This window comes from Roseibium aquae (genome assembly GCF_008711285.1).
In the GTDB taxonomy this organism is placed as follows: domain Bacteria; phylum Pseudomonadota; class Alphaproteobacteria; order Rhizobiales; family Stappiaceae; genus Roseibium; species Roseibium aquae.
Genome location: NZ_VXDC01000001.1, coordinates 149,331 through 162,034, shown reverse-complemented (window position 1 = coordinate 162,034; position 12,704 = coordinate 149,331). Strand labels below are relative to the sequence as shown.

Annotated in this window: 12 protein-coding genes; 4 read left to right on the top strand and 8 right to left on the bottom strand. The window is 58.0% G+C overall.

The window, feature by feature from the left end:
• Positions 1–288: 288 nt before the first annotated feature.
• Complete coding sequence (gene ctrA, locus F0184_RS00740; protein ID WP_150493447.1) at positions 289–981, top strand: response regulator transcription factor CtrA; 693 nt, start codon at positions 289–291, stop codon at positions 979–981.
• A gap of 116 nt (positions 982–1,097) precedes the next feature.
• On the opposite strand, the gene F0184_RS00735 is transcribed toward ctrA, so the two are convergent.
• The 8 genes from F0184_RS00735 to F0184_RS00700 all read right to left on the bottom strand — a co-directional run bounded on the left by F0184_RS00735 (position 1,098) and on the right by F0184_RS00700 (position 9,588).
• Positions 1,098–2,072: an MBL fold metallo-hydrolase gene (locus F0184_RS00735; RefSeq protein WP_150493445.1), complete on the bottom strand. Its 975-nt coding sequence runs from the start codon at positions 2,070–2,072 to the stop codon at positions 1,098–1,100.
• A 401-nt stretch (positions 2,073–2,473) separates the two neighbouring features.
• Positions 2,474–3,349, bottom strand: coding sequence for a CheR family methyltransferase (locus tag F0184_RS00730; RefSeq protein ID WP_150493443.1), 876 nt, complete (start codon positions 3,347–3,349; stop codon positions 2,474–2,476).
• A complete protein-coding gene (locus tag F0184_RS00725; protein WP_150493441.1) occupies positions 3,346–4,572 on the bottom strand; it encodes a protein-glutamate methylesterase/protein-glutamine glutaminase in 1,227 nt (408 codons plus the stop codon). Before F0184_RS00725 ends, F0184_RS00730 begins: the two co-directional genes overlap by 4 nt.
• 20 nt (positions 4,573–4,592) lie before the next feature.
• Positions 4,593–4,958, bottom strand: a complete 366-nt coding sequence (locus F0184_RS00720; RefSeq protein ID WP_150493439.1) for a response regulator — start codon at positions 4,956–4,958, stop codon at positions 4,593–4,595.
• A 33-nt stretch (positions 4,959–4,991) separates the two neighbouring features.
• Complete coding sequence (locus F0184_RS00715) at positions 4,992–5,474, bottom strand: chemotaxis protein CheW (RefSeq protein ID WP_150493437.1); 483 nt, start codon at positions 5,472–5,474, stop codon at positions 4,992–4,994.
• A complete protein-coding gene (locus F0184_RS00710) occupies positions 5,471–8,263 on the bottom strand; it encodes a hybrid sensor histidine kinase/response regulator (RefSeq protein ID WP_150493435.1) in 2,793 nt (930 codons plus the stop codon). The genes F0184_RS00715 and F0184_RS00710 overlap by 4 nt, the downstream gene beginning before the upstream one ends.
• Positions 8,264–8,389: 126 nt before the next feature.
• Complete coding sequence (gene chpT / locus F0184_RS00705) at positions 8,390–9,043, bottom strand: histidine phosphotransferase ChpT (RefSeq protein WP_150493433.1); 654 nt, start codon at positions 9,041–9,043, stop codon at positions 8,390–8,392.
• Positions 9,044–9,144: 101 nt separating this feature from the next.
• Positions 9,145–9,588 carry a YHS domain-containing (seleno)protein gene (locus F0184_RS00700; RefSeq protein WP_208998265.1) on the bottom strand — a complete coding sequence of 148 codons (444 nt, stop codon included), beginning with the start codon at positions 9,586–9,588 and terminating at the stop codon, positions 9,145–9,147.
• A 197-nt stretch (positions 9,589–9,785) separates the two neighbouring features.
• On the opposite strand from F0184_RS00700, the gene F0184_RS00695 reads away from it, so the two are divergent.
• From F0184_RS00695 to F0184_RS00685, 3 genes are all read left to right on the top strand, one after another.
• Positions 9,786–10,370, top strand: coding sequence for a DUF1134 domain-containing protein (locus tag F0184_RS00695; protein WP_172971930.1), 585 nt, complete (start codon positions 9,786–9,788; stop codon positions 10,368–10,370).
• 92 nt (positions 10,371–10,462) lie between these two features.
• On the top strand, positions 10,463–11,782 hold the full coding sequence (locus F0184_RS00690; protein ID WP_150493431.1) for a coiled-coil domain-containing protein: 1,320 nt from the start codon (positions 10,463–10,465) through the stop codon (positions 11,780–11,782).
• Between the two features lie 59 nt (positions 11,783–11,841).
• Entirely contained in the window at positions 11,842–12,633 is a 792-nt protein-coding gene (locus tag F0184_RS00685) for a DeoR/GlpR family DNA-binding transcription regulator (RefSeq protein WP_150493429.1), read from the top strand.
• Positions 12,634–12,704 lie beyond the last annotated feature (71 nt).

Here is a 12,704-nt window from a genome sequence, read left to right as displayed (position 1 = left end):
GAGCTCCAGTTACGAGTCCTAACGGCTTTGCGAATATGAGTCCTGTGAGAGTCGGCTAAGCCGGTTTCTTAAACAAAAGGTTTAACTGGCCCATCCCCGGTTTTTTTTCGGGAAGTCAAGCCTTTAGCCTTTGTGCACAGAATCATTGCGGCCAAGCTTGCCGGTGGGAATGAGATTTTGTTAACCATAAGGCTCTAAGCATGAGTCGGGGTTAATCGCAGTCCTTCGTAGCAGGCGCCGACACAGCCGTTGCGACTTGCCCAGGAAAGGCAACATAAGGGGATTGGCATGCGTGTCTTGTTGATTGAGGACGATGGCGCAACAGCGCAAAGCATCGAACTGATGCTCAAATCCGAGAACTTTAATGTCTACACGACGGATCTCGGCGAGGAAGGTATCGACCTCGGTAAATTGTATGATTACGACATAATTATGCTGGACCTCAATCTGCCGGACATGTCCGGCTATGAGGTCTTGCGGACGCTGCGCGTATCCAAGGTTAAAACGCCAATCCTCATCCTGTCCGGCAACGCTGGAATTGAGGACAAGGTTCGCGGCCTGGGGTTTGGCGCTGACGACTACATGACGAAGCCCTTCCACAAGGATGAACTCGTCGCCCGCATCCACGCGATTGTCCGCAGATCCAAGGGACACGCCCAGTCCGTGATTGTGACCGGCGACCTGAAGGTGAACCTGGACACGAAAACCGTCGAGGTTGGCGGCCAGCGCGTGCATCTGACCGGTAAGGAATACCAGATGCTGGAGCTGCTTTCCCTGCGCAAGGGAACAACCCTGACCAAGGAGATGTTCCTGAACCATCTTTATGGCGGTATGGACGAGCCGGAACTGAAGATCATCGACGTGTTCATCTGCAAGCTGCGCAAGAAACTGGCGGCCGCAACGTCGGGCAAGAACTACATCGAAACCGTGTGGGGCCGAGGCTATGTGCTTCGCGAGCCCGATATCGAGGTCGCGGCCTGACGCGCTCGGATCAAACCGTCATGTGAAGTGGAAACTCCCGCATGCAGCGGGAGTTTTTGTTTGAGCTGAGGTGTAAGGCCGGTATCCCGGCCGCAGTCCCCGATTGATTGCGCTTCTTACAGACTGAGTTGATAGGAAACGGGAACATAGCGGAAACCGTTCCCGTCCACCTCGACATAGCCGGCTGCTGGAAACGGCATGTGATAGCCGACGAAGGGCAGCCTGTCAGCGGCCAGCATCGCGAGCACGCGGCGCCGTGTCGCTGCCGCAGCTTCCTTGTCCATGTCAAAACGGACTTCCCAGTCAGGCTTGGCCAGCGACCAGACGTAGTGGTTCGCCATATCGGCGACAAGCAGCAATTGCTGACCGTTGCTTTCCAGCATGTAGGTCATATGCCCGGGTGTGTGGCCAAACGCTGCCATCGCTGTCACGCCTGGTGCGACGCTGCCACCATCTTCTAGAAATGTCATGTTGCCGGCTATCGGGACCACGTTCTGCGCCACCAACCGTGCAACGCCATTGGATCCAGGATCCATGGGAGCCCAAAAATCGTATTCTGCCCTGCCGGTCACGTACCGCGCGTTTGGAAATGCAGGCGCCCCCGCTTCCATCAATCCACCGATGTGGTCCGGATGCATGTGCGTCAGCACCACTACATCCACCTGTTCCGGGCTGTAGCCGGCGCTCTGAAGGGCAGCCCGCATGTTCCCGCGCGCAGGCCGCCCGCCTTCGCCCACGCCTGTATCGAAAAGGATCAACTCAGACCCCGTGTTCACGACAGTCGGTGTGAAAAAGGCCTTGAAGGTGTCGGCGGGTATGAAATTGTCGGCCGAGGTGGCAGCGAAGGTGTCTGCGTCAACATTCATACCGAATGTGTTTTGGGGCTCGCCCACCGTAACGGCGCCATCCAGAAGTGTAGTTACTTCGAAATCGCCCACCATGAACCGGGCAACTGGTCGGACCATTTCCCCTTGTTGCTCGGCGGCAGCGAACGCGGGGCCGGCCGTTATTGCCATCCCTGCCCCGATTATCAGCCCTCCGCCGCCCAAAAGGGCCCCGCGGCGTGTCAAATTCACATTGATCGATGTCATGCCATCACTCCCAATCGCTCTTCATGAGCAGAATTTCATGTCAACGATCCGCCTCGCGAAAAACTTCGTGAGGACGGGCCGGAGCCAACAGGTATTTGGCGCTCCCGCGGCAATTGGCCACTTCTTGTTTGCTCCGTTCACGAAACTGCGAACGAAGGGCGTTTTCCGATATTTTTCCAATAGATCACAAGCTTAGATGATTTCGGGGGTCATCTATCGCGAATAGCAACGGTTTGGAGAGACACGATGCGCGATCAGGAGCCCATTCATTTCGCAAAGACCGGGCCCAGTGACCGGTGACGTACGGCCCGGGGCGAGCGCAGCCAAAGTCGGGACATGAAAAAGCCGGCGATCCGCCGGCTTTCCCGATCGTTTTCCGATCGCGTGCACGATACCGAGAGTTATCTGGTAAGTCCGGCTCCAGCAACCATGCGCGCGGGCACGGGCCGGGTGGTCGTATTGGCGACCTGCTTCTTTTGAAACAAGCCGCGTTTTCCCGGCACCGGCTTGAATGCCTCGGTCAGCCCGACCACCGTTTCGGCTGCCCCCAGGACGAGGTACCCGTCTTCAGGTAAGCTCTTGGCGAGGCGATCGAGGATTTCCGTCTTCGTCGGCTGGTCAAAATAGATCAACACATTGCGGCAGAACACGATGTCGAATTCGCCCAGATGGGAGAAGCTTTCAAGAAGGTTGAGCTTGCGCCATTCCACCATCGCCCGCAGTCCAGGGTTGATCTGCCAAACATCACCCTTTTGTTCGAAATATTTCAGCAAGAGCTGGATCGGCAGTCCCCGCTGGACTTCGAACTGGCTGTAGATTCCGGCTTTCGCCTTATCGAGAACTTCGTTCGAAAGGTCTGTTCCCAGAATCCGGATCCGCCAACCGGCGACCCTTGCGGCCTCTTCCTTGAGAACGATCGATAGGGAGTAAGGCTCTTGACCAGTGGAGCAAGCTGCACACCAGACCTTGATCGCTCTTGTTCTCGCGCGGCTCTCAAGAAGATGCGGAAGCATCGTATCCTTGAAATGCTCAAACGGCGTTTTGTCGCGAAAGAAGAAGGATTCATTGGTGGTCATGGCCTCCACCACGTTTTCCTCCATTGACCGGTTTCCGCCACGCTGAAGCGACTGAACCAGCGCGCTCAGCGTTTCCAGTTTCGCGGTCCGGGCAACCGGAAGCAAACGGCTCTCGACCAGATACTGCTTGTCATTCGACAACACCAAACCCGACCGGGTTTTCAAAAACTTCTTCAAGAACTCGAATTCTGTTGGTGTCATCGGGTACTCCCCTTCAGAACACGAGCGATCTTCGGTCCAATTTGCTTCAGCGGCAGACAATCGCTGCACATCCCGGTCATTGCCGCAGCACCTGGCATCCCCCACACGACACTGCTTTCTTCGTCCTGGGTCACGATACTACCACCAGCAGCCGAGATCTTCCGCACGCCTTCGGCACCGTCTTGTCCCATTCCGGTCAAAATCAAGCCGAGGGTCGCGGAGCCAAAAGCCGTTGCCGCACTTTCAAACAAGGGATCGACCGCGGGCTTGCAGAAATTAACGGGCGCACCGTTGGTGAGCCGGATCGTCACGCCCGCAGGCGTCTTCTCCACGATCATGTGTTTGCCGCCCGGCGCAACATAGATATTGCCTGGACGCACCACCTCACCGTCATCCCCTTCCTTGGACGGGCGCAACGCTGCTTTGCCAACATGCTCGGCAAGGATTGAAGTAAAGGTCGGGGGCATATGCTGGGTAATGAGAACCGGCACGTCGTTCATGGCCGTGCCAATTTCCTTCATCACGTCCTGAAGCGCCTGCGGCCCGCCGGTTGACGACCCGATCACGAGCACCCGCGGCCGAACCGAGGAATACGGCTTCAGCTTGATGGGCGCTTTTCCCTTGGCAACCGGCGCCGCCGGTGCACTTCGGAAAGCTTCCCGCGTGTTCACCGGTTGTTCTACGCGATTCTGGACCGGCGCCGCCGCCCGGCCTGCCGTTGTTTCGGCGCGCATCGCCCGTGCAGGGCGCGCGGGTCCTCGCATCCGGATCGCACGTTGGCCAAGCGCCTTGACCTTGTCGATGAGCTCCCGGCGGAAATCGACCGACGTTGTGACCTCCGAGGTGGATTCTGGCTTTGGAACGTAATCGGCGGCGCCCAAGGACAGGGCCTTGAGACTGATCTCCGCATTCCGGCGGGTCAAAGTGGACGCCATAATCACGACGAGGTCCCGCTTCTTCGCCAGCATCAAAGGCAAAGCCGTCATGCCGTCCATTTCCGGCATCTCGATGTCGAGGACCACGACGTCGGGGTTGCTTTTTTCGATATCGTCGACCGCGAGTTTGCCATTTCTGTGGGAGCTGACGACGGATATATCCGGATCGGCATCAAGCCAGCGGCTCAACAGCCCGCGGATCACGACAGCGTCGTCGACCACCATGACTTTGATTGGATCACTGCTCGGTTTTGCACCGGTCGTTATGGTTGTTTGCGCAAATGCCATTCAATGGGTCCGCCATGCCGTTAAATGAGACCAACTTCCTGAAACTTCGCTTCCACGATTTCCCGGTCGAAAGGCTTCATGATGTACTCATTGGCACCGGCACGAATGGCACGGGCGATGTGGGCGACGTCGTTCTCGGTCGTGCAGAAAACAACGACCGGTTTCTCACCACCAGCTTCTCCCCTCAGACTGGTCAGAAACTCCAGTCCGTCCATCACGGGCATGTTCCAGTCCAGCAGGATTGCATCGGGCATGGTCTGCCGGCAGACATCAAGAGCCTGCTGTCCGTCTTCAGCTTCGGTGATTTCGAAGTTCAGGTCTTCGAGAATACGACGCGCGACTTTTCTGATGACACTTGAATCGTCCACTACGAGGCATTGTTTCATCGGGCTCTCCCCAAGTTTTTCACCCTACGTCAATCAAGCCGCGACCATTGGTTCGGTGAACATGGCCCCCAGCAACCGGTCGACATCCAGGATCACCATCAATCGTCCATCAAGCCGATGCACCCCACCGGATATTTCCGCCCAACGCTTGTCCAGATTGGAGGGATTTGGCTCCGAACTGCTGATCGGCAACGTGAGCACCTCGCCAACCGTATCGATCACCAGACCGTAACTTTCATGCTTGTACTCGATCCCGACGGCCATCATCTGGCCTTCCTCAAGTGGCGGCAAATGAAGCCGGCGGCGCATGTCGATTGCGGTCACGATCCGGCCGCGAAGGTTGAGCACGCCCGCCACTTCCGGCGCGGAGAGCGGAACCCGCGTAACACTCTCCGGGACAAACACGTCATGCACTTGAGAGATCGGCAAGCCGAACAACTGACCTCCGATCACGACCGTGACATATTGGATCATGTCACTGCCGGTTGCCTTGATGTTTTTTTCCAGCATTGTCATGCCGCAGCTCCCATTTCACCCGAAAAGACGTCTTTCAGAGCAGCAATCAGCCCCGGACGGTCGAATTTGGCGACATAGTCGTCAAACCCTGCCTGGCGGCCCCGCTCGATCGAGGCCGGCGTCACCATTGCGGACAGGGCAAGGATCGGAATGTTGCGGAATCTCGGATCCCGCCGGAGCGCCTCGCAGAATTCGAAGCCGTTGATTTCAGGCATCTCGATATCGCTGACGATCGCATGGTACTTCGCGCCGTTTTCCAACAGTTCGAAGGCTTCGCCCGGTCCGTTGCAGGTCGTCACGTCGTAGCCGGCCGCTTTGAGCACCGGCGTGAGCATGTTCCGGAAGAATGGCGAGTCATCGACAAAAAGCACCTTCTTGGTCAGCGCCTCGATATCCATTTCCTTGCGCATGAACCAGTCTTCGAAGGCCTGCGGGAGGTAGTACCCAAGGTCGATGATTTCCGTCGCGCGGTCCTTGATGACCGCGGACCCGAGGATGCCCGGACGTTCCGAACCGACTTCGATGTTCATGCGGTCTTCCACGATGTCGACGATCTCGTCGACAACAAGACCCATGGATCGGCCGCTGTCGGAGAATACAAGCATAGGCTGTGTCCCCTCCGTCTTGTGGCAATCCCCATCGTTGACATAGACCAAAGGCATCAACGCGCCGCGATACTGAACCAGATCGCGTCCGTTGGACCGCTCGATCTTGCTGACCTCGAACTCTTCGAGACGGGTAACGAGCGAGAGCGGGACCGCCTTCGGCTCTGGAGAACCGGCCCGGAACAACAGCAGGGAAATCGCCGAAGTATTGGTGATGGCCTTGCGGCTGAGCTCCTCGGCCTCCTCTTCCTCGTTCTGCTCCGCCACGGCGCTGGATGCATGGCTTGCCATGGCACTGGCGACCCCGTTCGGATCGATGATCATGATGACCGATCCGTCGCCCAGAATTGTATTTCCGGAGAACATGGTCAGGTTCCGCAGCATCGTGGACATCGGCTTGACCACGATTTCTTCCGTATGGAAGACCCCGTCGACAACAACCCCGAAGGTCTGGCTGCCGACCTGCATGACAACGATAAATCCGTTGTCCGCGTCGAACGCCTCTTCGGCCACCTTGGCCTCGGCGATGCCAAGCAGATGGGACATATGCACGAGCGGCAACAGTTTGTTCCGCAAGCGCAGGACAGGGGTGTCCTTGATCCGCTCTATCCTGTGCTCGGAATTGGTCTGGACACGCACCAGTTCAACCACAGACAGCTGCGGGATGGCGAAGCGATCGCCACCGGCCTCGACGATGAGCGTCGAAACGATTGCCAACGTGAGCGGGATCTTGATGATGAAGGCCGTGCCCTTGCCCGGCGTCGAACGAAGATCGACCGTACCGCCGATCAGCTCGATGTTGTTGCGCACCACGTCCATGCCGACGCCGCGGCCGGAAACACTGGTAACGTTTGCAGCCGTTGAGAACCCGGCGGCAAAGATATACTTGTGGATCTGGGCGTCCGTCATCTTGTCGAATTCGGCCTCGGTCGCGAGACCACGCTCCAGAACCTTCGACTTTATCTTGGCGACGTCGAGACCTTTACCATCATCCTTTACTTCGATGATGATGTGCCCGCCTTCGTGATAGGCAGCGAGTGTGATCGTGCCCTTCTCCGGCTTACCGGCCGCTCTGCGCTCGGCAGGGTGTTCCAAGCCGTGGTCGGCGGAGTTGCGCACCATGTGTGTGAGCGGGTCTTTGATGAGTTCGAGAACCTGACGGTCGAGCTCGGTTTCCGCACCGCGCATGTCAAGCTCGATCGGCTTATCGAGTTCCTGGCTCAAATCGCGGACAATACGAGGCAGTTTCTGCCAAGCGTTACCGATCGGCTGCATCCGCGTGGCCATCACGCCTTCCTGCAGTTCGGCCGTGACGTTGGACAGGCGCTGCAGCGGAACCTTGAACTCACTGTCCTCATGACGCCGGACAATTTCGAGAAGCTGGTTTCGGGTCAGAACGAGCTCGGACACCATCGTCATCAGGTGCTCAAGCGTATCGACAGCCACCCGAATGCTTTTATTGGAAACGCCGCCACCGGCTTTCTTTTCACCCGGCGCCTTCTCGGCTGCGGGTTTGTCGGACGCTGCGGCAGCCTTTGCGTCAGCAATCTTCATGGTGGCTTCGATTTTGGCGCTTTCGGAAACCTGGGCAACCGGTGCGGCGGTATCCGCGTCTCCGTCGCCATCGGCTATTTCGACTTCGATTTCCGTCTCACGGAAGGCACGCTCAAGTTCATCGAGAGACACCTCGCCCGGACGCAGCGGCCGCTCCAGAGTCTGGTCGGGGGTGCTGTCGGCTTCCTCGGCGGCGGCCTGCGATGCGGCTGAGCCTTGTTCTTCGACTGGCGGGCCATTCTTTGCCGCATCGGCCTTCGCCGACATTGCCTCGAGTTCGGCGATCAGCTCGCTGTCATCACCCTGGGGTTCCTCTCCTTCGGCGTCTTCCAACTCCGACAGAATGTCTTTGATCTTGTCGATCGACGTCAGGATGAGAGAAACGGCTTCCTGTGTGACAGGAGCGCCATCCCGAAACTTGCCCATCAGCGTTTCGGCGGCGTGGGCGATGCCCTCGAGCCGCGGCAGGCCTAGGAAGCCGCAAGTGCCTTTGATTGTATGAACAAGACGAAAAATATTGTCCAAAATCGTGGCGTTGTTTGGCTCTTGTTCGAACTTGACCAGTTCGACGTCCACGACATCGAGACTTTCATTGGTCTCGGTAATAAATTCCCTAAGAAGGTCGTCCATGGCCTGCTCTCACCCGACTAATGACTGTTCCGCGCCTCCAGGCAGAGGCGGCTGGACCCGGATGTCCATAGTCACAGAGAGTGAGGTCAAACAGTTAAGATACGCTGAAGCGCACAGCTTCTTATTTTACATTCGTTCTTCAGTCTTCTTGGCCGCAATGCTGACCACATTGTCATCTTTTTGGATGCTGAGAGTCATACCGCATTCTCTTGCAAGCAGGACTGTGTAAATCGGCTGTACGGAATGAGCATCAACACGCTCCGGCTCCTGACCGCTCAACGTCTCGGCCATTCCCAGCGGTATCCTGGGATTAAGCCCTTCCGCCCTCAGGCTAAAGCCGGGATCGGACGGTGATCCGTCCATCGTTACGGTGATATCGCCCCCGCGCGGCACGCACTGGTTTGCAATCAAGATGAGGTTCAAAAGCAACTTTACGTAATTTTTCGGCATCAAATGCCGTGCAACCTGCCAATCGAGGTTGGATTTTTCATTTTCCATAAATCCAACCGCGACGAGTTGCGCATCGCCAAGATCGATTTCGGCCCCGGCCGACCCAGCGGCCCCAAATGCCAGCCGCGCGAATTGAAGTTTCGCCGATGCTTGCCGTGCGCTCTTGCGGATGAGATCCATCGCAAACTCGCGCATGTCTTCGGACCCCTCCTCGTCGAGTACTTCGAGGCCGTTGGTAATCGCGCCGACAGGACTGATGATGTCGTGACAGACGCGGCTTGCAACCAGGGCAGACAAATCGAGGGACGAAAGCTCTTTCAGTTCGGGCATGGCGCTATCAAATCTCGTCTGGCATTTTGCTCACCGCTCGAATCGCGGAAGATCCCAAAGCGTTACATGCCACTGCCAGCAATGCCAAGGTGTGAAGACCCTTACAGATCCGGCACGCAGCCGGTTATCCGCGCATTTCCGTCCGCGTCCTCACGCAACTGGCCGGCATTGATCAGGAACAGGAAGCGGTTGACCCTGGAATAGAAGAAGACCAATTGCCCCTCGACAAATGCGAAGATCAAAGGACTTCCCGCGGCTGCAAAACCTTCGGCCAAACCATAGGCGCCACAACCGGCAAAGAGCGGGGCGTAGGTCTGCGGCGCGCCCTCAAATGCAGCCTTGTTGCCTTCGTTCACGAAGATCCAATCGGCCCCACCCCAGGAAGCCACATAGTCGCGTCGGCCTTTTCGCGGGTAGCCGTCAACGAAATAGGCGACCGGGTCATGTCCGCCTAGCGCATATCCAGAGACAGGGTCCGGAACAAATATCTGCGGACGCGCGGTCACGGCCGCACCCCAGCCGATCAAGAGACACAACGCCGCCACAACAAGTCGCCTGTGGACTTTTCGACCGGCCCTCAACGCAGCCATACCTCCGTCTGAATTCAACACTATCGATCTGACACGGCATAGTTTCCCGTTATTGCCCCATCCAAGCACGAATCGGGCAAACTATGCCAACAATAGCGCAAGCGGCCACCGCCAGCACGGCTTGCCCTTCGAGGAACGTGGAGTAGAAAAAAATGACGGTTTTGCGGAAAACGATACTAAACATCGCTTTCGGCCTCATGGGTCTTGCGCTTGCGGGACTTCCGGCCGCCTTGGCTCAGACCACCGCGCAACCCGATACCTACAGCGAGGACGAAGTCGTCGTGGCCGGGCACAAGTTCTTCGGGACGGTATCCGGCGGCCTGGCCTCCGTCGTCGAGCGGGCATTCAGCAGCTATGGTGAACCCAATGGCTATATACTGGGAGAGGAAGGCGCGGGGGCTTTTGTCGCAGGCGCACGGTACGGAGAGGGCACGCTCTACACCCGGAACGCGGGTACCCACAAGGTGTTCTGGCAAGGTCCATCGGTCGGCTGGGATTTTGGCGGCGATGGCGCGCGCGTGATGATGCTGATCTACAATCTCCCTTCCGTCGATTCAATGTACCAGCGGTACCTGGGTGTGAACGGGTCGGCATATCTTGTTGGCGGTGTCGGCATGACTGTGTTGAGCAATCACAACACATATGTGGTTCCTGTCCGGGCGGGCGTGGGCGCGCGCCTTGGCGTGAATGTCGGTTATCTGAAGTTTACGGCTGAGCCGACGTGGAACCCGTTTTGACATGACGCAGCGCAAACGGGACACTTGGCGCTACCGGCCCGCTGAGCTATTGATAGCCGGAGAAGCTTGATGCCAGCTTTGGGGAGTCGGCCTTGATCGAAGCAGCGATGTACATCGTGTTGGGATTCTGCGTATCAGGTCTGCTGAGTCTTGCGGTCTTTCCCGCTTTCTATAAACGCGCTGTCCGGCTCACCAAAGAAGCGATAGATGCAACCAATCCGTCCACCTACGCGGAAGTCCGCGCCGCCCAGGACCAGGCCCTGGCGCGGCACGCGGTCGAATTCAGACGGCTCGAGCGGCGGCTTGAAACAGAGCGCGACGCACTGACTGCGCAGAAGAGGCAGTCGGGCGAATTGCAGGCTCAGCTCGTCAATCTGCAAGAGGCCCACGCCGCAGACTTGGTGTCCCTCCGGACGGAACTTGATGTCGCGAATGCGAAGATCGAAGCCGCGAAGGCTGTGCGACAAGACCTGGAAACCGCAAAGGCGCGCATTGAAAGCATGGAGCGAACGCTCGCCGCTGTTCGCAATGAAGCGGAAGGTTTGCGGCGCGAGCGCGACGCGAAACTCGGCTGGCTTCCACCTGATGACATGGCAGCTGCATCGACGGTTTCCAGTCTGGAGAGGGAAATCGCGGTCCTCAAGACACGGCTTGCCGAAGCGGAGACTCGGGCTGCGAGCAGCGTGTTGCTTCGTCCGGAACTCGATCAAGGCAACGAACGCGCCATCATCGCCAACCTAGAGCGCCAATTGATTGACAGCGAAGCAAAGTACATATCCGCACAGAGCGATGTCACCCGCCTGACCGCGCAACTGGACTTTACCAGTGGGGCCCGCGCCGGCCAGAGCGAGCACACGGACAATGAACTGCGGGCCATTCAGGCCGATCGCGCGCGTCTCAAAGCGGAGCTTCACGACCGGGACAGGACGCTCGCCCGTGCGCGCACCAAGCTTCAGCAACTACAGCGCGACCTGAACCAGCCGCTGCTCGCGGACATGCGCAAAGAGTTGCATGAAATCGTCCAGGCCATCCTGGCATCCAAATCCTCGGCAAATGCGAAAGCGGGCACGGCTAACAAAAATTCGGACATGGCAGGGACCGCAAAACCCGGCAAATCCAAGACACCCCGCCGGGGGCAGGTCGGTGCCGAACAGGGGGTGGACGTTCCAAACAAGCAGGGTCAAAAGGCCGCCGAAGTTCCGGCAGACACCCATCCCGTCCCATCGGCGGCAAGAGATCTGGTCCGCCGGGTTGTCAATGCCCAGCGGGGTGCAGTCACCGGCTCAGCCGCAGACCAGACAGCGAGCGTTTCGGCCAGGGAAAAAGGTGAGAAAACGGACCCGGCAGCGCCAAAACGCAAGACCAAACAAACCTCTCCCAGCCAGCCGGCGAAAAAGATGGGTGTTGCATGACCAGGCTGTTTAGGGTGATTTAACCCTTCGCCTTTGGTAGGAAACGAAAGCAACCCGCAATGCTCATCGCGCGCCACAATGCGATATTGGAAATTGCCCGGCAAAACGGCCGGGTCACGGTTGACGATCTGGCAAGACGGTTCGAGGTCAGCCCCCAGACCATCAGAAAAGATCTCAACGAATTGTGTGAACGCCGGCTTTTAGCGCGCACCCATGGCGGCGCCCTTCTGTCATCCGGTGTGCAAAACGTCGGATACGAGGCAAGGCGGATTATCTCGAGCCGGGAAAAAGCGGACATTGCGGCCCGGGCGGCTGCATTGATCCCCGACAATGCCTCCCTGTTCATCAATATCGGCACGACGACCGAGGCTGTAGCCCAGGCGCTTCTTCAGCACAGCGGCCTGATGGTCATTACCAACAATATCAACGTGGCCAGTCTCCTGCGGGGCTACAGCCAGATCGAGGTTGTGATTGCCGGAGGCGTGCTTCGCCATGCGGACGGCGGCATCGTCGGCGAACAAGCGGTCGATTTCATGGCCCAATTCAAGGTCGATTTCGCGATCATCGGGGCATCCGCCATCGATCCGGACGGATCCTTGCTCGACTATGACTACCGGGAGGTGCGGGTAACCCAAACCATCATGCAGAACGCCCGGCATGTTGTGCTGGTGGCCGACAGTACCAAGTTCGAGCGCACTGCCCCGGTTCGGGTGGGGCATCTTTCCCAAGTGACAACATTCGTGACGGATAAATGCCCATCCCGGCAAATGGCACAAATCGCCAGGGAACACGATGTCACATTGCTTGAAACGGACACGGATCAAATTGCCGTCGCATCTCGCGCAAAATGAACTTCTGTCCGGATCGGGTTGCACAGGACATGCGCCCGACAGATCCGCGGAGGCAGGTCATTACCAGAAAA